Source organism: Dawidia soli (genome assembly GCF_018598185.1).
Lineage (GTDB): Bacteria > Bacteroidota > Bacteroidia > Cytophagales > Cyclobacteriaceae > Ohtaekwangia > Ohtaekwangia soli.
In genome coordinates, this window is the sequence record NZ_JAHESC010000026.1 from 94912 (window position 1) to 113981 (window position 19070).

The window sequence follows — 19070 nt, forward strand, 5'->3', positions numbered from 1 at the left end:
CTTCATCACGTCATCAGGAGTAATGACCATTGCTCCCAGAATGCTTGTAGAGTATGATGAAGACGATCAATTTTGCTGTATGAAGTACGTACTTGCCATTCTCTTGCCCATTCTTTACCAGATCGCTGTCCTGGCACAAGACCGTCCTGCCGGCGCGGTGACGGGCTCGATCGCCGATGAGCATGGAGAACCTGTACCGTTTGCCACCGTGGCCGTATATAATGCGGCCGACTCGGCACTGGCCGCGGGCGGCACGTCCGATGTAGCGGGTGCTTTTTCGCTGGCGGTAAAGCCCGGGCGGTACTATCTCAAGGTTACGTTCGTGTCCTATCGCGATAAGATCGTGCCCGGCCTGCGTGTGGCCAACACGCCCCTGGCCGTGGGGACGATCGTACTCCAAACCAGCGCCGATGTATTAACGGAAGTCGTGATCGAAGGCGAGCGCCCGCCCATGGAGCTGCAGCTCGACAAACGCGTGTTTAACGTCAGCCAGGACCTGAGCAACGTCGGCGCCAACGCATCGGACATCCTGGGCAACCTGCCCTCGGTAACGGTGGATGTAGACGGCGCCGTGAGCCTGCGTGGCAGCGGCAACGTACGCATCCTGATCGACGGGCGCCCCTCCGGCCTGACCAGCCGCGACCCCGACGCGCTGCGCAAGCTGCAAGGCAACCTGATCGAGCGGATCGAAGTCATCACCAACCCCTCGTCTCGCTACGACGCCGCGGGCGAGGTCGGCATCATCAACATCATCCTCAAGAAAGACAAACGCGCCGGCATCAACGGCACCTTCGTCGCCACCGCCGGAACCCCCTACCAGCTCGGCGCGTCCTACAGCATCAACTACCGCAAGAACAACATCAACCTCTTTTCCAGCTACGGCATCGACGACCGCAACGCCCCCGGCTATGGCTCGTCATATCAGCGATACACCAGCGCAGACACCAGCTTTGTATACTCCCAATACAACGACCGCGAGCGCGGCGGCCTGGCCCACAACGTCATGCTGGGACTGGACTACTTCCTGACCGAAAAGACCACGCTGACAGGATCCTTTCTATATAATCCCTCCTTTGGCGTGAACCACTCCACCAACACCTATCACGACTACGACGAAAACGGTACACTTACCCGCAACGTTGTGCGTACCGAGCGTGAAGAGGAAGACGAATCGACGATCGAGGGCACGCTGAGCTTCAAGAAAGACTTTGAACGCAAAGACCAAAGCCTGACGGCCGACGTCAAGTGGATCCGCGGCGTAGACGACGAAGCCACCCGCTATACCGAAGGCACCCCCGGCGGCGCCCTGTTGCAGCAACGCGGGCTGAACAACGCCGACGAAACCAACTGGCAGGTGCAACTGGACTACGTACATCCGTTGGGACAAGAAGGCAAGCTGGAGGCTGGCATGAAAACCGCCACGCGCATGATCCGAAACCTATACTCCCTGGAAACCCGGGAAGAAGACGACACGTGGACACCGCTGCCCGCCTTCAGCAACAACCTGGAGTACAACGAACACATACACGCCGCCTACGTCATGGCCGGCAACGCCTTTGGCAAGTTCTCCGCCCAGGGCGGCCTGCGCGGCGAGTACTCCGACATTACCACCGAGCTGACCGAGACGAACGAAACGAATCCACGCACATACTTTAATCTTTTTCCCAGCGCGGCGCTGTCGTACAAGCTAAAAGACAACAACACCCTGCAGTTCAGCTATAGCTATCGCATCAACCGTCCGGACTTTCGCGACCTCCTGCCCTTCTCCGACTTCCGCGATTCGCGGCAGTTCTTTATGGGCAACCCGAACCTGAAGCCGGAGTATACAAACGCCTTTGAGCTGGGGTACCTCATCGAATGGGGCGAGGGGTCGATCCTCTCCAGCGTGTACCACCGCCACCGTACGGATGTGGTCCAGCGCATTATGACCGACGTCGACGAGCAGGGCCGCACGCAGATCATCCCGATCAACCTGGCCGAAGAAAATGCCTACGGCGCAGAGCTGAACCTGTCGCATGCCCTCTTCACCTGGTGGAAGGTCAATACCAGCGCCAACTTTTACCGGGCCATTACCGAAGGCACGTACGAGGACCAGGTCCTGTCGGCCGACACCTATACCTGGACCAGCCGTACCACTTCGAAGTGGACGTTCTTCCGCAAGCTCGACCTGCAAGGCTCCTTCAACTACCGCGCGCCACGCGTCACCACACAGGGCCGCAACCGGTCTGTCTATTCGGTCGACCTCGGCACGTCGTACGATATCTTCCAGGGCAAGGCTACCGTCAATGCCTCAGTGCGCGACCTGTTCAACTCGCGCGTACGCCGGTCGATCATCGACAACGAGGGGTATTACTCCAGCTCCAAATTCCAGTGGCAGTCGCGCCAGCTGCTGCTGACCTTCACCTATCGGCTCAACCGCCAGAAAGAGAAGGAGAAGGAATCCGAGCGCACGGAGGAGATGTAGAACGATCGCCGCAAAAGCGCTGTGGGCGCTACGCCGACCGTTTGTACGATCCACATTTTGCGGTTAGCTTTATGCCCGTATGACAGCGGATCAGGCCCAAAAAGAAATCGCGAAACTAACCGACGAGATCAACCACCACAACGATCTCTATTACCAGCAAAGCGCACCGGTGCTCAGCGACTTTGAGTTCGACAAGCTCCTGGAAAAACTGGTGGCGCTGGAAGCCCAATTCCCTGAACACCGCCAGCCCGACTCCCCTACGCAGCGGGTCGGCGGCACGATCACCAAAAACTTCGAGAACGTCGCGCACAAGTATCCCATGCTGTCGCTGGGCAACACCTACAGCGCCGACGACCTGCGGGAGTTCGACAAGCGGGTGGCCAAAGGCCTGGACGGCAACCCCTACGAGTATTTTTGTGAGCTGAAGTTCGACGGCGTGTCCATCAGCCTGACCTACGAGAACGGCATCTTCGTGCGGGGTGTGACCCGTGGCGACGGTGTCCGCGGCGACGATATCACGCACAACGCCCGCACCATCCGGTGCATTCCCCTCCGCATCAAAGGCAAGAATATACCCGAGTCGTTCGAAGTACGCGGCGAGGTGTTTATGCCGAAACAGGTCTTTCAGCAGCTCAACAAAGAGCGCGAGGACATCGGCGAAGAGAAATATGCCAACGCCCGGAACACCACCTCGGGCACGCTCAAGCTGCAGGACAGCAGCGAGGTGGCAAAACGCAAACTGGACTGCTACGTATACTACCTGCTCGGCGAGAAGAGCAAGACACACGCAGCAGGCATTCAGCACCTGGTAGACTGGGGCTTTAACGTATCGCCCACCTATAAAAAGTGTACTTCGATTGACGAGGTGCTGGCCTATATTGACGAATGGGAAACAAAGCGTGCCGACCTGCCGCTGGAAACAGACGGCGTGGTGATCAAAGTGAACGACATCGACCAGCAGCGCCAGCTCGGCTTCACAGCCAAAAGCCCGCGCTGGGCGATTGCCTATAAGTATAAGGCAGAGAGCATGAGCACCCGCCTCAACGGCGTCACCTACCAGGTGGGCCGTACCGGCGCCGTGACCCCGGTGGCCGAGCTGGAACCCGTGTTCCTGGCCGGCACCACGGTCAAGCGAGCCTCCTTGCACAACGCCAACGAGATCGCACGCCTCGACCTGCGCATCGGCGACTATGTGTTTGTCGAGAAGGGCGGCGAGATCATCCCCAAAGTAACCGGTGTCGACGTGGCCCGGCGCCAACCGGAGCTTGTGCCGCTGCAATACACACAAACCTGCCCGGTGTGCGGTACCCGGCTGATCCGTGAAGAAGGCGAAGCTGCCTTTTATTGCCCGAACGTAAACGGCTGCGCACCGCAGATCCGCGGGCGCATCGAACACTTCATCCAGCGAAAGGCGATGGACATCAACTCGCTGGGCGAGCAGACCATTCGTCAGCTCTACGAGCTGGAGCTGGTAAAAAGCCCGGCAGACCTCTATGACCTGAAGCTGGAGGATTTGCTGCGCCTGGACGGCTTTAAGGATAAGTCCGCTAAGAATTTGCTGGGAGGCATCGAACAATCGAAGGCCGTCCCGTTTGAAAGTGTGCTCTTTGCCATCGGCATTCGCTACGTAGGTAAGACCGTGGCAGAAAAGCTGGCGCGGTACTTCAAGACCATCGATGCCCTGGCCGCGGCCAGCCAGGATTTGTCAACGTTACTGGCGGCGCCCGAAGTAGGCGAAAAGATTGCCGAAAGCGTGCAGCGCTTTTTCCAGGACCCCGAGAATCGCCGGGAAGTCGACCGCCTGCGGGCCGCCGGCCTGCAATTGGAGAGCACGGCCCGCGAGCCTGAAAAGGAGAGCGAAGTGCTCGCCAACAAGTCCTTCCTGGTGTCGGGCGTATTTCAGCGCTACGAACGCGAACAGTTACACGACATCGTCGTTAAAAACGGCGGCCGCCTGGTGTCGTCAGTGTCCAAAAAATTGGATTATTTGCTGGCAGGTGATAATATGGGGCCCTCTAAGCGCGAGAAGGCCGAAAGTCTGGGCGTACGGATCATTTCCGAAACCGACTTTGAAGCCCTGCTGCGCGGAGAATCCATCTAACTTTTACGATGAAGCTCAACTTCCTTAAACTCAAGACTAACTCCGTGCTTCGCAAAAGCAAGGCGTCCCGCAGCAACCTGCCCTATAAGCAGGCGCGAACGGTGGGCGTACTTTTTTCGGTCGAAGACAAACAAAAACACTTTGTCATCAAAGAGTTTATCAAAAAGCTGGAGCAGGACGAGAAGGTGGTGCAGGTGCTGGAATACCTTCCGGCCAAGCACGACAATTACGAGTTTAAGTTCGACTTCTTTACCGAAAAAGAACTGTCGTTCTGGGGCAACATTACGTCGTCGAGCGCCAACCAATTTGCCGACGCGCCGTTTGATTTTTTATTCTACATCGACCTGGAACCGAACGTACTCGTGCTGAACCTGCTGGCCCGAAGCAAAGCCAAGTGCCGCGTGGGTAAATATTTCGACGGCGGCGAACCGTACCTGGAGCTCATGATCGAGTCGGTCGCCAGCATTCAGGCGCTGATCGACGGCATGTATAAGTATGCCACGCAACTGAAGTAATCATAACCTTTATCCCATATCCTAGTAAACATGAAAAAGCTCTACGGAACAGGCGTTGCCCTGATCACACCGTTCACCGAATCACTCGAGGTTGACTACAAGGCCCTGAAAAAGCTTTTGCAGCATACAGCCAAGGGTGCTGATTATTACGTTGTGCTGGGCACGACGGGAGAATCTCCCACGCTCACGTCCGAAGAGAAAAATGCGATCCTGACCTTTATCAAAGCCAACAACCCGGCCAGGTTGCCGATCGTCTATGGCATCGGCGGGAACAATACACACGAGGTACTGGAAGCAATTGCCGCGACCGACTTCAAGGGTATAGACGCCATTCTGTCGGTAAGCCCGTATTACAACAAGCCCTCACAGGAAGGTATCTATCAGCACTACATCAAAATCGCCGACGCCTGCCCGGTGCCGGTGATCTTATATAACATTCCGGGCCGCACCGGCTCGAACATAACGGCCGAGACCACCCTGCACCTGGCCAACCACAAGAACATCATCGGCATGAAGGAATCGTCGGGTAACCTGGAGCAGTGCCTGAAGATCGCCAAGCATATGCCCAAGGACTTCCTGCTGGTATCGGGTGACGACATGCTGGCGCTGCCCCTGTATGCGATCGGCGGCAAAGGCCTGATCTCCGTATTGGCAAACCCCTACCCCGTCATCTTCAAGAAGATGAAGGAGTATTTCCTCGCCGGCAACGCCACCCGGGCAGCCCAGGAGCTGTATAAGCTCTCAGACCTCAACGGAGCAATGTACGAGGAAGGCAACCCCATCGGGGTGAAGTATGTACTCTCCAAACTGGGCATCTGCGGTGACCATGTCCGGCTGCCACACGCACCCGCGTCGGCAGGTTTGCGCAAGCGCATCGACGCGCTGCTGGCGGAGGGGAAAAAATAAGCTCTTACCATGATGAGTGTATCCATCCGCAACGCCGGTACTACCGACATTCCCGTGATCCGTCTGCTGGCAGAAGAAACGTGGTGGCCAACGTACAAGCCGATCCTCGAAGACGAGCAGATCCGCTATATGCTGGAGCTGATCTACAGCGTCGACGCGCTCACTACGGTCATGACGCAACAGACGCAACACTTCATCCTCTTGTCTGACGATGAGGGCGCGCAAGGTTTTGCGGCCTATGGCCCCCGCGCAGACGAGCCGGTGTACAAGCTGCATAAACTGTACGTGCGCCCCGGCAACCAGGGCAAGGGCTACGGCCGCCGGCTGCTCGACGAAGTTGTGCAACGCGCTAAAGACCAAGGCATTACTACGTTGGATCTGAATGTGAACCGGTACAACCCGGCCCGGTCTTTCTACGAAAAGGTGGGATTCTCGGTCTTGCGCGAAGAAGACATCGCCATCGGCCCGTACTGGATGAACGATTATGTCATGCGGCGTATTGTGACCCCGTAGGCATTCGCCGAGATCATTGGCCCACGGCTTGCATAAACAGCGTACACATTGTTAATTGCTACCTGTTAACTGCTACAACGTGCTTTGGTATCGTGACTTTGGAATAACAGAAATCGTCTTTATCACCTTGTTTGTGGTATTGTACGCGCTGTACGTGGTGCGAATGGTTCGCACCGGCCGGCGCATGAACAGTCCATTCTCCACCATATTCGCCAAGCTCTTTGTCCGCACGCTATACTTCGCCCTGTTTATCATCGTCATTCTCGGCCCGTCGTTCGGCGGGTCGAAAAAAGAGGTGAAGTCGGTTGGCAAAGACATCATGATTTGCGTCGACCTGTCGAAGTCCATGGACGCCTTTGACATCGCCCCCACCCGTCTGGAAAAAGTGAAGTTTGAGATGAAGAAAGTGGTGGACGCCTTCAGCTCCGACCGCATCGGGGTCATCATCTTCTCATCGGAGGCATTTATGCAATGCCCGCTGACCTACGACCTGAACGCCCTCAATCTTTTTATCGAAACCATGAGCTCAAACCTGGTGCCGGCGTCGGGCACGGATTTTGGACCTCCGTTGCGGTTGGCCTTAAAGAAACTGGAGGAAGAGACCGACGGCCCGACAACACAGTCGAAGTCGAAGGTGATCATCCTGATCAGCGACGGCGAGGACTTTGGTGAAGATTCGCGCGAAGTAGTGTCGGAAATTGAAAGTAAAGATATCAAGCTTTTCACCCTGGGCGTAGGCACCGAAGCCGGCGGGAACATTTATGCCGGCCGTTCGCTGAAGACCGACCGCCAGGGCAATACCGTCACGACCCGTCTGAACTCGTCGGCGCTGCGCTCGCTGGCCGACAAGACCGACGGGCAATATTTTGAGATCAACGCCACGCGCAACGATGTGTCGCGGCTGATCAATACCATCGGCAACATCGAAGGCGAGCTGCGCGACGCGCGTTTTGTAGACGTTACCGCCAACAAGTACTTCTACTTCCTGGTGGCGGCCGTGGTGTTGCTGATCCTGGATGTACTCATAAACGTACCCGCGTTGAGATTATGAACTGGCTCCTGGTATCCATCTTCCTGTTTGCCCCCGCGATCGATCCGGTTAAGACCGCACGGATCAACCGTACCAAAACAGAAGCCCGCAAAGCATACACTTCCGGCGATTATAAAACGGCGGTGGCCAAATACCGGTACCTCGCAGACACGCTGGACGTGGTGGAAGACGAGGCGATGCTCAATCTGGCCAACGCATATTACCTCCTCAAAGACACCGCCCACGCCTTTACCGAATACCAGGCGCTGGCCGGGAGCGACAAGACCGAAGTGCGGTCAAAAGCCCAGCAGCAGCTCGGCGTGATGCACCATCAGAAAGGCCAGTACGAAGAGGCCATGGCCAATTTCAAGGCAGCGCTGAAGGCCGACCCGGCCAATGCCGACGCGCGCTACAACTACGAGATGATCAAACGGAAGCTGGACGAGAAGAAGAAAGAGGAAGAGAAGAAAAAGAACCAGGATCAGAACAAGCCGCAGGAACCTTCTGCCTACGCCAAACGGTTAAAAGCACAGGCGGATGCACTGGCGGCGCGGTTCCAGTTCAGGGACGCGCAGACCCTGATGAACGAAGGCGCCAAAAAAGACCCTTCGGTGATGTATTACAAGGATTTCATCGATCGTTTAGGAGAAGTTGTTACCATCGATAAAAAGTAAGCTATGAAGAACTTCATTTTGCTCATCGTTTTCCTGATCGTTGGCAGTGCGGCCTACGCCCAAGGCGCACAAGCGTACTTCAACCAATCCGCCAACTATTACGTCGGCGGTAAAAATGCCGAGGCCCTGCGCCGTGTAGGCGAAGGCCTGCAGAAATACCCGGGCGACCCGAAGTTGAGCGCCCTGCAAAAGAAGCTGCAGCAAGAACAGAAACAGCAGCAGCAAAAGGACCAGCAGAAACAGGATCAGCAGAAGAAAGACGAGCAAAAGAAAGAGCAGGAGAAAAAAGATCAACAGCAGAAGCAGGAGCAACAGAAGCAGGACCAGCAGAAACAAGATCAGCAACAAAAGGATAGCCAGGACAAGAAGGATCAGCAGGAGAAGAAGGAAAACGACCAGCAGAAAGGCCAGGAAGAGAAAGAGAAGCAGCAGAAGGACCAGCAGAACCAGCAACAGAGCGACGAAGAGAAACGCGAGCAGGAAAAGAAAGAGCGCGAGCAGCAGCTTTCCGATAAGCTTCAGCAAATGAAGATCAGCAAAGAGAAAGCGGAGATGATCTTGCAGGCCATGAAGAACCAGGAGGTTCAATACCTGCAGCAGAACAAACGCAAGGCCAGCAAGCCCAAGGATCGCAGCAAACCCGATTGGTAGCCGGCCGCCGCAACCACGAGTAAAACCAACCAACCCAAATGAAAGAAGTATATATTGTTTCTGCCGTACGGACACCCATCGGCAGCTTTGGCGGTAGCCTGTCTTCGCTGACGGCCGTACAGCTGGGGGCCATTGCCGTAAAAGGTGCGCTGCAAAAAGCGGGCATCGACGCGGCACAGGTCCAGGAAGTTTTTATGGGAAATGTGATTGCCGCGGGACTCGGCCAGGCGCCTGCCACCCAGATCGCCGCCGCGGCCGGACTGGGCTTTACCATCCCGTGTACCCTCGTCAATAAAGTCTGCGCTTCGGGCATGAAGGCCGTCATGCTCGGCGCGCAATCCATCATGCTGGGCCACAACGACGTTGTCGTGGCGGGCGGTACGGAAAGCATGAGCAACATTCCCTACTACCTGCCCAAGGCGCGTACAGGGTATAAATTCGGCAACGGCGAATTGCTCGACGGCCTGACCTACGACGGCCTGACAGACATCTACAATCAATGCGCCATGGGCGTTTGCGCCGACAACACGGCACGCGAGATGAAGATCTCACGCCAGGAGCAGGACGCTTACGCCATCGACTCCTATAAACGCTCGGCCGCGGCCTGGGCCGCCGGCAAATTCCAGGACGAGATCGTACCGGTAGACGTTACCGACCGCAAAGGCAACGTCACCCGCTTTGCCGAAGACGAAGAGTATAAAAGCGTAAACTTCGATAAGATCCCCGGCCTGAAACCGGCCTTTTCCAAAGACGGCACCGTGACGGCGGCCAATGCCTCTACCCTGAACGACGGCGCCGCGGCACTGGTGCTGATGAGCCGCGAAAAGGCCGAGACGCTGGGCATCAAGCCGCTGGCGACCATCCGCGGTTTTGCCGACGCTGCCCAGGACCCGATGTGGTTCACCACCACTCCTTCGCTGGCCATTCCCAAAGCGCTGAAGGTGGCCGGGGTAGCCCCCGAGGCCGTGGACTTCTACGAGATCAACGAAGCGTTTTCGGCCGTGGCCCTGGCCAACAATGCGTTGCTGAAACTGGACGCCGGCAAGGTGAACGTCCACGGCGGCGCCGTAGCCCTGGGCCATCCGCTGGGTGCCTCGGGTGCCCGCATCATCACCACCCTCATCAACGTGCTCCGTCAAAACAAAGGCCAGCACGGCGTAGCCGGGATCTGCAACGGCGGCGGTGGCGCCTCGGCCATCGTAATCTCCGCATAAGAGCAAGCGTAACAAATCGGCGACGTACGTGCCCCGATTTGTTACGCCCTTACAGGGCTTGGTATATCTGTGTTGACGGTTTACCCCGCGTAAACAACGACATAGCCCTGAAGGGGCGTAACAAATTAGCCCAGGCCCTATAAACAAAAAGGCTGCCCCTTGCAAGGCAGCCTTTTCAGGTCAACTATCCATCAATCTACTATAAAAGCGCTACGGTAAAATTTCCGTTTATATAGGTGCCGGACTCCGACCGGGCATCGATACGGCCGGTTACTTCCGTATCGGTGATCGTCAGGATCTCGATGGCGCCCTTGGTGGCAATATGACTAACGCCGGTGGCTTCGTTATACAACGTGATCGTCTGACTCTCGTCGTTGCCGCTGGCCAGGTTGGCATCCCAGTTTATGCTGAGCTCGTAAACTCCCACGGCATCCGGCACGTCGAAGAACACATAGTTGCCTTCAGGCACCTGCATATCCTCTACCTCCTCGCCGGATATATTCTGTACCAGGTCGATTCCGATCACCTTTTCGCCGTTCACGATCTCCGTCGTGGCGAATCCGCTGCGGTGCGTCCAGACCATCCCCCCGATCATCCCCTGCAGTTCCTGGTCTCTGAAGCTATAGCCGGTCTCTTTCTTTACGGCGGTATCATCGTCCTTACACGATATGGCCAGGGCGATGAGCAGGCCTAGCAGGATGGTACTTCTTTTCATGAGGGGGTTGTTGTTATACTACAAAGTAGCTTCTCCTTTTACTATTTATTCTGCCAAAAAGAAGACCGATCTGGGGCATGTATGATTCGCGTGTACAATGCATAAATACCCTCCAGCCGCTTCAAAATCGTCGCCCAAACACCTATAGCGATGTCAAATGCCGCGGAGCGCCGCCGTACCGGGCGGGTGTCGAACGGCGGCCGCCGCGTATATGACACCGGGCCGGCCGGCCGCCACCCGCCAGGCTTGACCTTACGCAAAAGATTGGCTAGATTATCACAACCAAATGGAGTCGGGACATGGAGAAATTGTCGAAGGATTGGCTGACGCAGGGACTGATCGATTTTGAGTACAAGAAGTATATGTTGCTGGCCTACCTGCAGGCCGTAAAGAGTTCATTTGACCGCGTGGAGCTTTACCCCTTTATGGCGGACCTGGTCTTTCACTACCGCAACCTGATGGCGGTCAAGGAAAACAAGACATTGATCCGCGAATCGTTCCCCAAGGAGATCTCCCTGGAGGAGTTTAAAAAACTGGAGCTCAGCTACCGCGAAATGATCGAGGACGATGCGGTGATGCAGGAGCTGGAATCGATCATCGACTTTGCGTTGCCACAGATCCGCAGCTCGTTGCAGGAAGGGTCGGTCATCTATGAGTACGTCGAGTCGCAATGTGAGATCTCCCCCATCGGCGTCACCCCCCTGTATGCACGGGAAGGGTATCTGTTTGTCACGCTGCCCCCGGAAAAGGAGACCGCTATATACCGGTACCAGGTCAGCATCTTTGAGGACAGCCAGGAGCAGCTGCGGGGCCTGAACACCGAATTTATCGAGCGCGTCGAGAAAAAGCCGTTACACACCTACGAGCGTATGAAACTGGACCTGATCCGGCAGTATTCGGACATGCCCAATCCCGCCACCTACCTGATCCTGTCCAAGTCGCGCTTTCCGTTCTACGAGACATTTATGCCGGTCGCTAAGCGCCTGTTCGTCAAACATATATCAAAATAACAAACGGTATCCTGCCGCGTGGCACGAGGGTCTGTCAGTATGCGCTGACAGACTCTGCCACTTTGCCAGCCACGGTCGCGAGAATCGCCTCTAAAAGCTGTCGCGAATAGAAAAATTGTCCGTAATTCGCATCTTCTTACGCGGTGGCACAATAGGTGCTGAGCGGAGGATGTTGAATTGTTAAACCTTAAAAAATCGATTCGTATATGTCAAAAATCAACTTCAAACCAAACGAGGACCGGGTGTTAGTTGAACCCGCTGAAGCTGAGACCAAAACAGCATCAGGTATTATCATTCCTGATACAGCAAAGGAAAAACCCCAGAAGGGTAAAGTTGTGGCCATTGGCGAAGGTCTGAAAGACAAGCCTGTTACGGTAAAAGTTGGCGACAATATTCTGTATGGCAAATATGCCGGCACAGAAATCAACATTGATGGCAAGGAATACCTCATCATGCGCAACTCTGACATTTTCGGAACCATTTAATTTATCTCAAATCGTACAACAACTATGGCTAAAGAAATAACATTTGATACCTCTGCCCGCGACCGCATTAAGAAAGGCGTAGACAAGCTGGCTGACGCAGTAAAGGTGACCCTCGGCCCCAAAGGCCGCAACGTGATCCTCGATAAGAAATTCGGTGCTCCTACCGTAACCAAAGACGGTGTATCCGTAGCGAAAGAGATCGAGCTGAAAGACCCCATCGAAAACATGGGCGCACAGCTGGTGAAAGAAGTAGCTTCTAAAACCGCTGACGCAGCCGGTGACGGTACTACTACGGCTACCGTACTGGCACAAGCCATCTACGCACACGGTATCAAGAACGTGGCGGCCGGCGCCAACCCGATGGACCTGAAACGCGGTATCGACAAAGCGGTTGATGCTGTTGTTAACAACCTGAAGAGCCAGTCCAAGAAGATCAAAGATTCGAACGAGATCGCACAAGTAGCGACCATCTCTGCCAACAGCGACGTGACCATCGGTAAGATGATCGCCGATGCGATGGACAAAGTAGGAAAAGACGGTGTGATCACCGTAGAAGAAGCAAAAGGCACCGAGACCGAAGTGAAGACCGTAGAAGGTATGCAATTCGACCGCGGCTACCTGTCAGCGTACTTCGTAACCAACACCGAGAAGATGGAAGCCGAGCTGGAAAGCCCCTTCATCCTGATCTACGACAAGAAGATCAGCAGCATGAAAGAGCTTCTCCCCATCCTGGAGCAATCTGCCCAGACCGGCAAACCGCTCGTGATCATTGCTGAGGAAGTAGAAGGCGAAGCCCTCGCTACCCTGGTGGTGAACAAGATCCGCGGCGCCCTGCGCATCGCTGCCGTAAAAGCTCCCGGCTTTGGCGACAGAAGAAAAGCGATCCTCGAAGACATCGCGATCCTGACCGGTGGCAAAGTGATCTCCGAAGAGCAAGGCTTCAAACTGGAGAACGCTACACTCGACATGCTGGGCCGTGCAGAGAAGGTTCATATCGACAAAGACAACACCACGATCGTGAACGGCATTGGCAAGAAAGAAGACATCGTGGGCCGTGTGAACCAGATCAAGGCTCAGATCGAATCTACTACGTCCGACTACGACAAGGAAAAACTGCAAGAGCGTCTGGCCAAGCTGTCAGGCGGCGTGGCGATCCTGTACGTAGGTGCTGCTACTGAAGTAGAAATGAAAGAGAAGAAAGACCGCGTAGACGATGCCCTGCACGCTACACGTGCTGCCGTTCAGGAAGGTATCGTTCCCGGTGGTGGCGTGGCCTTCATCCGTGCGATCGAAGCACTGGCGGATCCCAAGGCTATCGGTGTTGACAACGACGACCAGGCTACTGGCGTGAACATCGTTCGCCTGGCCCTGGAATCACCCCTGCGCACCATCGCGGAGAACGCAGGTCAGGAAGGTTCTGTGATCGTGAACAAAGTTCGCGACGGTAAGAAAGACTACGGCTACAACGCCCGTGAGAACAAATACGAGAACTTCTTCGACGCGGGTATCATCGACCCGACGAAAGTATCTCGCCTGGCGCTGGAAAACGCTGCCTCTATCGCCGGCCTGCTGCTGACGACAGAAGCGGTAGTATCCGACATCCCGGAAGACAAGGAAGCTCCTGCCATGCCTCACCACGGCGGCGGCATGGGCGGCATGATGTAATCCAACCATCATTATACACCGTTGAAAAAGGCTTCTCCCCCGGGGGAAGCCTTTTTCTTTTACCCTTACCCACTATCTTTGCGGGCAATTATCGGCTATGCGCGAACGTCTTCGAATCTTCCTGCTGCTCATGCTCTTCTGGCTGAGCTATATGATCTTTATCCGCGGCCTTTTCCTGGTGTACAACCACGACCTTTCGGCGCAGCTCACCGCGGTGGACATGGTACAGACCATGACCCACGGCATCCGCATGGACGCCAGCATGGTGGGCTACGTTCTGGCCCTGGCCGGGCTGCTGCTCATGGTTTCTTCCTTTGCCGCCGGGCGCTGGCTGCACCGTACCCTGCGGGTGATCACCTTTTCCTTGCTGACGCTGTTCGGGCTGGTCGTCATGGTCGACCTGGAGCTATACCGCCACTGGGGCTTCCGCCTCAATACCACACCGTTCTTTTACATCGGCTCGGGCGCCCTGGGCAGCGTATCGCCCGGCGTAGTCGTCGGGCTGATCACGATCTTTTTCACCGTGACCGTATTGTATGCCTGGCTGTATAACCGCCTGGTGTCGCCCTATACTTCTACCCTGCTGACCAAAAGCACCTGGGGCACGGCGTGTGTGATGCTGGCGGTGGCAGGCCTCATGTTCTTCCCCATACGCGGCAGCGTGTCGGTGGCCCCGATGAACACGGGCTTTGTGTTCTTTCACAAGTCGAAGGCATACGCCAATCACACCGCCATCAACGTGATCTGGAATTTTCTGAACAGCGTGCGCAAGGGCGCCAATGTTCGGTACCCCGAAAACTTCGTCAACGCAGCCGATGCCGAAGCGCAGTTCGCCGCCCTCTACCCCGCCAACGACTCCACCCGGCACCTGTTCAGGACGGCCCGCCCCAACATCATTTTCATCATCATCGAGAGCTTTACCGCCGATGTGATCGAGCCCCTGGGCGGCCTTCCCGACATCGCGCCCAACCTCAACAAGCTGTGCAAAGAAGGGATCCTGTTCGACAACTTCTACGCCAGCGGCGACCGGACAGACAAAGGGTTGGTCAGCATTCTGAGCGCCTACCCCGCCCAGCCCCAGACCTCGATCATCAAGTTCCCCGCCAAGACGCAACGCCTGCCCCACCTGAACCAGGCGCTCCGGAAGCTGGGCTATAAAAGCTCGTTCGTCTATGGCGGCGACGTAGACTTTGCCAACTTCCGCTCATACCTGACCACCAGCGGTTTTGAGCACATCACCAGCGTGAAAGACTTTCCGGTAGAGCTGGACGCCTCCAAGTGGGGCGTGCACGATCACTTCATGTTTGCCCAGGCCCTGCACGAACTGGACACTACCCGCAGCCCGTTCTTTAAGGTCATCCTCACGCTCAGCAGCCACGAGCCCTTTGATGTACCCATGGAACCTTTTATTACCGGGCAGGACGAAGAGTCGCTCTTCCTGAACTCGTGTCACTATACCGACAAAAGCATCGGTAATTTTATCGAGCTTTGTAAGAAGCAACCCTGGTGGGATAATACCATCGTGGTCATGACCGCCGACCACGGTCACCGAAGCCCGGGCAACAAAGAGCTCAAAGACAAACGGCGGTTCAAAACACCGCTGCTGATCATGGGCGGCGCCGTACGCCAGGATACCGTCATTCATACCCTGGCGGGGCAAACCGATATTGCCAACACCTTGCTGGCACAGCTGGATAAACCGTTGCCGGAGTTCCGCTTCAGCAAAGACATCCTGGGCAACAATACCGTGCCGTTTGCAGCGTATTTCTTTAACGATGGCTTTGGCTTTCTCCTGCCCAACGACAAACACATGGTGTACGACAATACCGGCAAGCAATTCCTGGAAAAAGTAAACAGCACCGAAGAAGACGTAGCATTGGGCAAAGCCTACCAGCAGGTACTCTATAGCGACTATAATAAACGTTAAGCCTATGAAAAGATATATTACGCTGGCGCTGATGACACTGGCCGCCGTGACCACCCAGGCACAGGAGTTTGGCCTTTCGTTTTCGTACTTCATACCCAAGAACGGCTACTTCTCCACGCCGATCAGCCCGTTTTCGATCCGCGGGCTAGGCTTTGACTTTAACCGGTACCTGGCGTTGGAAGCCGGCGCTTCGCTTTATCGCATGTCGGGCTTGAACATGAAAGACCTGCCGTTTGAAAGCAAGGACCCGCTCGTGGGACCGAACTTTACGATCTTCGTTCCGGTCGAGCTGGTGATCCAGTTTCACGGCCAGAAGGCCGATTTCGATATCAAAGGCGGTGCCTTTGGTTTTCACGGCTTCAGCCAGCGCATCAACTACGGTAACTTCGACCGCGCGCTGCGCAAGGCCGAAGGCTGGGAAGTGGTCAACAGCGACTTTACGTTCAAGAACAAACCCGGCTGGGGTTATCACGGGGGCGCCGAGCTGACGCTTTATGTTACCAACGACGTCGGCGTTTCGCTGGAGGCCAACTACCTGGTGGGCGAATCCAGGTTCCCCTTGAAAGGAAGCTATACCGGCGGAAATACCACGCTGGAAACCCGCACGGTAGAATATGCCGACGCCAAGATCGACTTTACCGGCTGGGAGTTCTCCGTCGGGTTGATCTTCAGCTCCGGCAACAGCGGCCCCTCGGCTCCGAAGAAAGCCATGAAGCGCAAACGCCGCCGTCGCTGATCGCTACGGCTCTTTCTTATCCTGCGTATCGTCCAGCATCGGCACATCGTCGGGTCGGCGGGCCGGCGTCTGGGGGCGTTGTAAGATCTCGGGTACTCCTTTATTGTGCTTCTTATACAGTGCGCGCGAGTCGTCTACAAACGTCTTGAACGCAGCACGCGCCGTCGCATCTTTGGGCAGGTCGATCGAGTCGAGCTCCACTTCGGGAGCGGGCAAAATATAATAATCCCTGGAAGGAGCACGGTGCACCCACTCCAGGTAATAGGCAGCGCTGTCGATCATCGTGATCGCGCTGTCGGGTTTGTAGGCGATCTTCTCCAGCTCGATGTATGCCATGGCGCCACCGTCTGTGTAACGCTTGCGTTGTCCCGAAACAAAGTTTCCAAGCGAGTAGGCAACAAAGCGGTTCTCGGCTTTGCGCCATTCCATGGGTTGAATCACATGAGGATGTGCGCCGATGACCAGTTGTGCGCCATGTTTAAAACAGAATTCCGTCAGCCGTTTTTGCAACGCCGAGGGCAGGCTCTGATATTCTTCGCCCCAGTGCGTAAAGACGATGATGGCGTCGGGCTTCAGCGAACGTGCATGGATCAGATCTTTGCGCATAATGGCCGTGTCGAGACGGTTCACGATGTTGGGTTTATATACCGGCAGTCCGTTGGTGCCATAGGTATAGTTCAATACCGCCAGCTTAAATCCTTTTCTTTCCAGGATCATCGGGTGCTCGTTCATACGGCTGACCGTATCGACAAACGTGCCGGTGTGGGGCATCTGCAGGCTGTCGAGCATCATGACCGTGCGCTCCAGGCCTTTCCGGCCGCGGTCAACGCAGTGGTTATTGGCCGTCACGAGGGCATCGAAGCCGACGTCTTGCAGCGTCCGGGCCAGCGCGTCGGGCGAACTGAACTGCGGGTAGCCTTTGTAGGGCGGGCCGGCAAGCGTAACCTCCAGGTTGCCGATCGCCAGGTCGGCCGACTCGATATAGGGCTTGATGAACTGAAAACAGGCTGTATAGTCGTACTTCTTCGTGGCCGGATCATACGCCGCGGCGATCTGGGAGTCGTGTCCCATCACGTCGCCGACAAACAATAGCGACAGGCGGGTGGTATCCTGGGCGAAGGCCTGCAGCGTACACGCCATGAAGCAACCTAGCAGTAATTTTTTTATCATAGTCGTTTAAGGGGTCAGAGCTCGAGCACTTTATCTTCAAGTATAGCAAAAACTTTCGCTTCTTTCCGGGGCGTGATGCGCGCCAACCCGGTAAACATACCGAATGCGGGGAGTAAGCCCTGGTTTTTTCCGAAGTAAAAACACGGCAGCATCAGCGACTGCCGGCCTTTTCCGCGCAGGCACACACCGGGGTGGATGTGGCCGGCCAGGTTATAGTGGCCTTCTTCGATCTCCTCCTGCGGGTGATGCGTCAGTACCAGGGGGCCGATCTGCAACCGGTCGTGTACCTGTATGCCCTTGCGTTCGTATTGGCGCTCGCTCAGAATGTCGTGGTTGCCCAATACCAGCTCGAACGAAATGGCCCGGAAGTGGCTCACCAGTTCGCCAAACACTTCCCACTCGGTATTATAATGGCTGTGAAAAAGGTCGCCCAAACAGATCACCCGGCGCGGACGGGTGGCATGCAGCAGGTCGACGATGATCTCCAGGTTGTGATCGTTCGCTTTGCTGGGCACGGCAATGCCATACCGGCGAAAGTGGTTGACCTTGCCCAGGTGCAGATCGGCCAGCAGCAGCGTTTCCAGGCGCGGCCAAACCATTGCCTTCTGTGGCAAAAGACGAAATTCCTCACCTGCAATGACAACCTCCATGCGCCGCCAAGATAGCACTTTGCCGACCGTATGGAAAACCCAGGATTTTAGCCGTCCGGAGGCGTTGAAAAGAGTGTCTTTAACACTCAATTTTCCCTTTTCTTAACGACTCATAACTATTTGCTTGTCAGTGCCTTTAGAATAAAATAGGAGATTATTGATTAAAAAAGTTAACATAGTCGTAACATTGGGTGATTGAAATCGCCTTAGATTGCGCCCGAATTCATCTGTATGTTCGAATTAGACCTGTCTTATTCTATCCTCCTGGTCCTTTGCCTTGTTGCTGCCTGTGGTTTTGAGTTTGTAAATGGATTCCATGATACAGCCAATGCGGTTGCGACAGTGATTTACACGAACTCGCTAAAGCCCTGGGTAGCCGTGATCTGGTCGGGTTGCTGGAATTTCCTTGGAGTGTTATTTGGCGGTGTCGGCGTGGCCATGGGCATCGTCAACCTCCTTCCGGTAGAATCGCTCATCGATCAAAATATTGCACATAGTATTTCCATGGTCATGGGGGGGGGCCCCGGGCCCGCCGTGGGGGGGCCGGGTAGCCGGTGCAAGGGCGGGGCCCGCGCCACCCCGGGCCCCCCCGCGCGGGGGCGGTCTGGGGGGGGGGGTGGGGGGTGGGGTTTTGAGGGGTGTCG

17 protein-coding genes and 1 pseudogene are annotated in these 19070 nt (G+C 55.8%); 15 read left to right on the plus strand and 3 right to left on the minus strand.

Annotated elements, in window-relative coordinates; genetic code table 11:
• Nucleotides 1-79: 79 nt before the first annotated feature.
• The 9 genes from KK078_RS17995 (at nucleotide 80) to KK078_RS18035 (ending at nucleotide 10068) form a co-directional block, all read left to right on the plus strand.
• A complete protein-coding gene (locus KK078_RS17995; RefSeq protein ID WP_254091693.1) occupies nucleotides 80-2464 on the plus strand; it encodes a TonB-dependent receptor in 2385 nt (794 codons plus the stop codon).
• 79 nt (nucleotides 2465-2543) lie between these two features.
• Nucleotides 2544-4565, plus strand: coding sequence for an NAD-dependent DNA ligase LigA (ligA, locus tag KK078_RS18000; RefSeq protein WP_254091694.1), 2022 nt, complete (start codon nucleotides 2544-2546; stop codon nucleotides 4563-4565).
• Between the two features lie 8 nt (nucleotides 4566-4573).
• Nucleotides 4574-5080 (plus strand): DUF6913 domain-containing protein, encoded by a 507-nt coding sequence (locus KK078_RS18005; protein ID WP_254091695.1) that lies wholly within the window; start codon nucleotides 4574-4576, stop codon nucleotides 5078-5080.
• 30 nt (nucleotides 5081-5110) lie between these two features.
• Complete coding sequence (dapA, locus tag KK078_RS18010; protein ID WP_254091696.1) at nucleotides 5111-5986, plus strand: 4-hydroxy-tetrahydrodipicolinate synthase; 876 nt, start codon at nucleotides 5111-5113, stop codon at nucleotides 5984-5986.
• Between the two features lie 9 nt (nucleotides 5987-5995).
• Nucleotides 5996-6499: a GNAT family N-acetyltransferase gene (locus KK078_RS18015; protein ID WP_254091697.1), complete on the plus strand. Its 504-nt coding sequence runs from the start codon at nucleotides 5996-5998 to the stop codon at nucleotides 6497-6499.
• Between the two features lie 79 nt (nucleotides 6500-6578).
• A complete protein-coding gene (locus tag KK078_RS18020) occupies nucleotides 6579-7550 on the plus strand; it encodes a vWA domain-containing protein (protein WP_254091698.1) in 972 nt (323 codons plus the stop codon).
• Nucleotides 7547-8203, plus strand: a complete 657-nt coding sequence (locus KK078_RS18025) for a tetratricopeptide repeat protein (RefSeq protein WP_254091699.1) — start codon at nucleotides 7547-7549, stop codon at nucleotides 8201-8203. The genes KK078_RS18020 and KK078_RS18025 overlap by 4 nt, the downstream gene beginning before the upstream one ends.
• A gap of 3 nt (nucleotides 8204-8206) precedes the next feature.
• Nucleotides 8207-8854 carry a hypothetical protein gene (locus KK078_RS18030; RefSeq protein WP_254091700.1) on the plus strand — a complete coding sequence of 216 codons (648 nt, stop codon included), beginning with the start codon at nucleotides 8207-8209 and terminating at the stop codon, nucleotides 8852-8854.
• A gap of 38 nt (nucleotides 8855-8892) precedes the next feature.
• Nucleotides 8893-10068, plus strand: coding sequence for an acetyl-CoA C-acyltransferase (locus KK078_RS18035; protein ID WP_254091701.1), 1176 nt, complete (start codon nucleotides 8893-8895; stop codon nucleotides 10066-10068).
• Nucleotides 10069-10267: 199 nt separating this feature from the next.
• On the opposite strand, the gene KK078_RS18040 is transcribed toward KK078_RS18035, so the two are convergent.
• On the minus strand, nucleotides 10268-10783 hold the full coding sequence (locus tag KK078_RS18040; protein ID WP_254091702.1) for a hypothetical protein: 516 nt from the start codon (nucleotides 10781-10783) through the stop codon (nucleotides 10268-10270).
• Between the two features lie 299 nt (nucleotides 10784-11082).
• On the opposite strand from KK078_RS18040, the gene KK078_RS18045 reads away from it, so the two are divergent.
• The 5 genes from KK078_RS18045 (at nucleotide 11083) to KK078_RS18065 (ending at nucleotide 16606) form a co-directional block, all read left to right on the plus strand.
• A complete protein-coding gene (locus KK078_RS18045; RefSeq protein WP_254091703.1) occupies nucleotides 11083-11793 on the plus strand; it encodes a hypothetical protein in 711 nt (236 codons plus the stop codon).
• A 206-nt stretch (nucleotides 11794-11999) separates the two neighbouring features.
• Nucleotides 12000-12278 carry a co-chaperone GroES gene (locus tag KK078_RS18050; protein ID WP_254091704.1) on the plus strand — a complete coding sequence of 93 codons (279 nt, stop codon included), beginning with the start codon at nucleotides 12000-12002 and terminating at the stop codon, nucleotides 12276-12278.
• Between the two features lie 24 nt (nucleotides 12279-12302).
• The gene (gene groL, locus KK078_RS18055) at nucleotides 12303-13943 is read left to right on the plus strand and encodes a chaperonin GroEL (protein ID WP_254091705.1); all 1641 of its coding nucleotides are present in this window, start codon (nucleotides 12303-12305) and stop codon (nucleotides 13941-13943) included.
• 97 nt (nucleotides 13944-14040) lie between these two features.
• Nucleotides 14041-15870, plus strand: a complete 1830-nt coding sequence (locus tag KK078_RS18060) for an LTA synthase family protein (RefSeq protein ID WP_254091706.1) — start codon at nucleotides 14041-14043, stop codon at nucleotides 15868-15870.
• 4 nt (nucleotides 15871-15874) lie between these two features.
• A complete protein-coding gene (locus tag KK078_RS18065) occupies nucleotides 15875-16606 on the plus strand; it encodes a hypothetical protein (protein ID WP_254091707.1) in 732 nt (243 codons plus the stop codon).
• Nucleotides 16607-16609: 3 nt separating this feature from the next.
• Here KK078_RS18065 and KK078_RS18070 read toward each other — a convergent pair whose 3' ends face one another.
• Both KK078_RS18070 and pdeM read right to left on the minus strand, forming a co-directional pair.
• Entirely contained in the window at nucleotides 16610-17776 is a 1167-nt protein-coding gene (locus KK078_RS18070; RefSeq protein WP_254091708.1) for a CapA family protein, read from the minus strand.
• 14 nt (nucleotides 17777-17790) lie between these two features.
• Nucleotides 17791-18426 (minus strand): ligase-associated DNA damage response endonuclease PdeM, encoded by a 636-nt coding sequence (pdeM, locus tag KK078_RS18075; RefSeq protein ID WP_254091709.1) that lies wholly within the window; start codon nucleotides 18424-18426, stop codon nucleotides 17791-17793.
• A 231-nt stretch (nucleotides 18427-18657) separates the two neighbouring features.
• On the opposite strand from pdeM, the pseudogene KK078_RS18080 reads away from it, so the two are divergent.
• Nucleotides 18658-18939 (plus strand): annotated as a pseudogene (locus KK078_RS18080) (inorganic phosphate transporter); the annotation flags it as partial.
• Between the last annotated feature and the right edge of the window lie 131 nt (nucleotides 18940-19070).

What these genes read in the sequence shown, in the direction of transcription:
- KK078_RS17995 (WP_254091693.1), top strand. Translation starts at nt 80, where the DNA reads ATGAAGTACGTACTTGCCATTCTCTTGCCCATTCTTTACCAGATCGCT.
- ligA (WP_254091694.1), top strand. Translation starts at nt 2,544, where the DNA reads ATGACAGCGGATCAGGCCCAAAAAGAAATCGCGAAACTAACCGACGAG.
- KK078_RS18005 (WP_254091695.1), top strand. Translation starts at nt 4,574, where the DNA reads ATGAAGCTCAACTTCCTTAAACTCAAGACTAACTCCGTGCTTCGCAAA.
- dapA (WP_254091696.1), top strand. Translation starts at nt 5,111, where the DNA reads ATGAAAAAGCTCTACGGAACAGGCGTTGCCCTGATCACACCGTTCACC.
- KK078_RS18015 (WP_254091697.1), top strand. Translation starts at nt 5,996, where the DNA reads ATGATGAGTGTATCCATCCGCAACGCCGGTACTACCGACATTCCCGTG.
- KK078_RS18025 (WP_254091699.1), top strand. Translation starts at nt 7,547, where the DNA reads ATGAACTGGCTCCTGGTATCCATCTTCCTGTTTGCCCCCGCGATCGAT.
- KK078_RS18030 (WP_254091700.1), top strand. Translation starts at nt 8,207, where the DNA reads ATGAAGAACTTCATTTTGCTCATCGTTTTCCTGATCGTTGGCAGTGCG.
- KK078_RS18035 (WP_254091701.1), top strand. Translation starts at nt 8,893, where the DNA reads ATGAAAGAAGTATATATTGTTTCTGCCGTACGGACACCCATCGGCAGC.
- KK078_RS18040 (WP_254091702.1), bottom strand. Translation starts at nt 10,783, where the DNA reads ATGAAAAGAAGTACCATCCTGCTAGGCCTGCTCATCGCCCTGGCCATA.
- KK078_RS18045 (WP_254091703.1), top strand. Translation starts at nt 11,083, where the DNA reads ATGGAGAAATTGTCGAAGGATTGGCTGACGCAGGGACTGATCGATTTT.
- KK078_RS18050 (WP_254091704.1), top strand. Translation starts at nt 12,000, where the DNA reads ATGTCAAAAATCAACTTCAAACCAAACGAGGACCGGGTGTTAGTTGAA.
- groL (WP_254091705.1), top strand. Translation starts at nt 12,303, where the DNA reads ATGGCTAAAGAAATAACATTTGATACCTCTGCCCGCGACCGCATTAAG.
- KK078_RS18060 (WP_254091706.1), top strand. Translation starts at nt 14,041, where the DNA reads ATGCGCGAACGTCTTCGAATCTTCCTGCTGCTCATGCTCTTCTGGCTG.
- KK078_RS18065 (WP_254091707.1), top strand. Translation starts at nt 15,875, where the DNA reads ATGAAAAGATATATTACGCTGGCGCTGATGACACTGGCCGCCGTGACC.
- KK078_RS18070 (WP_254091708.1), bottom strand. Translation starts at nt 17,776, where the DNA reads ATGATAAAAAAATTACTGCTAGGTTGCTTCATGGCGTGTACGCTGCAG.
- pdeM (WP_254091709.1), bottom strand. Translation starts at nt 18,426, where the DNA reads ATGGAGGTTGTCATTGCAGGTGAGGAATTTCGTCTTTTGCCACAGAAG.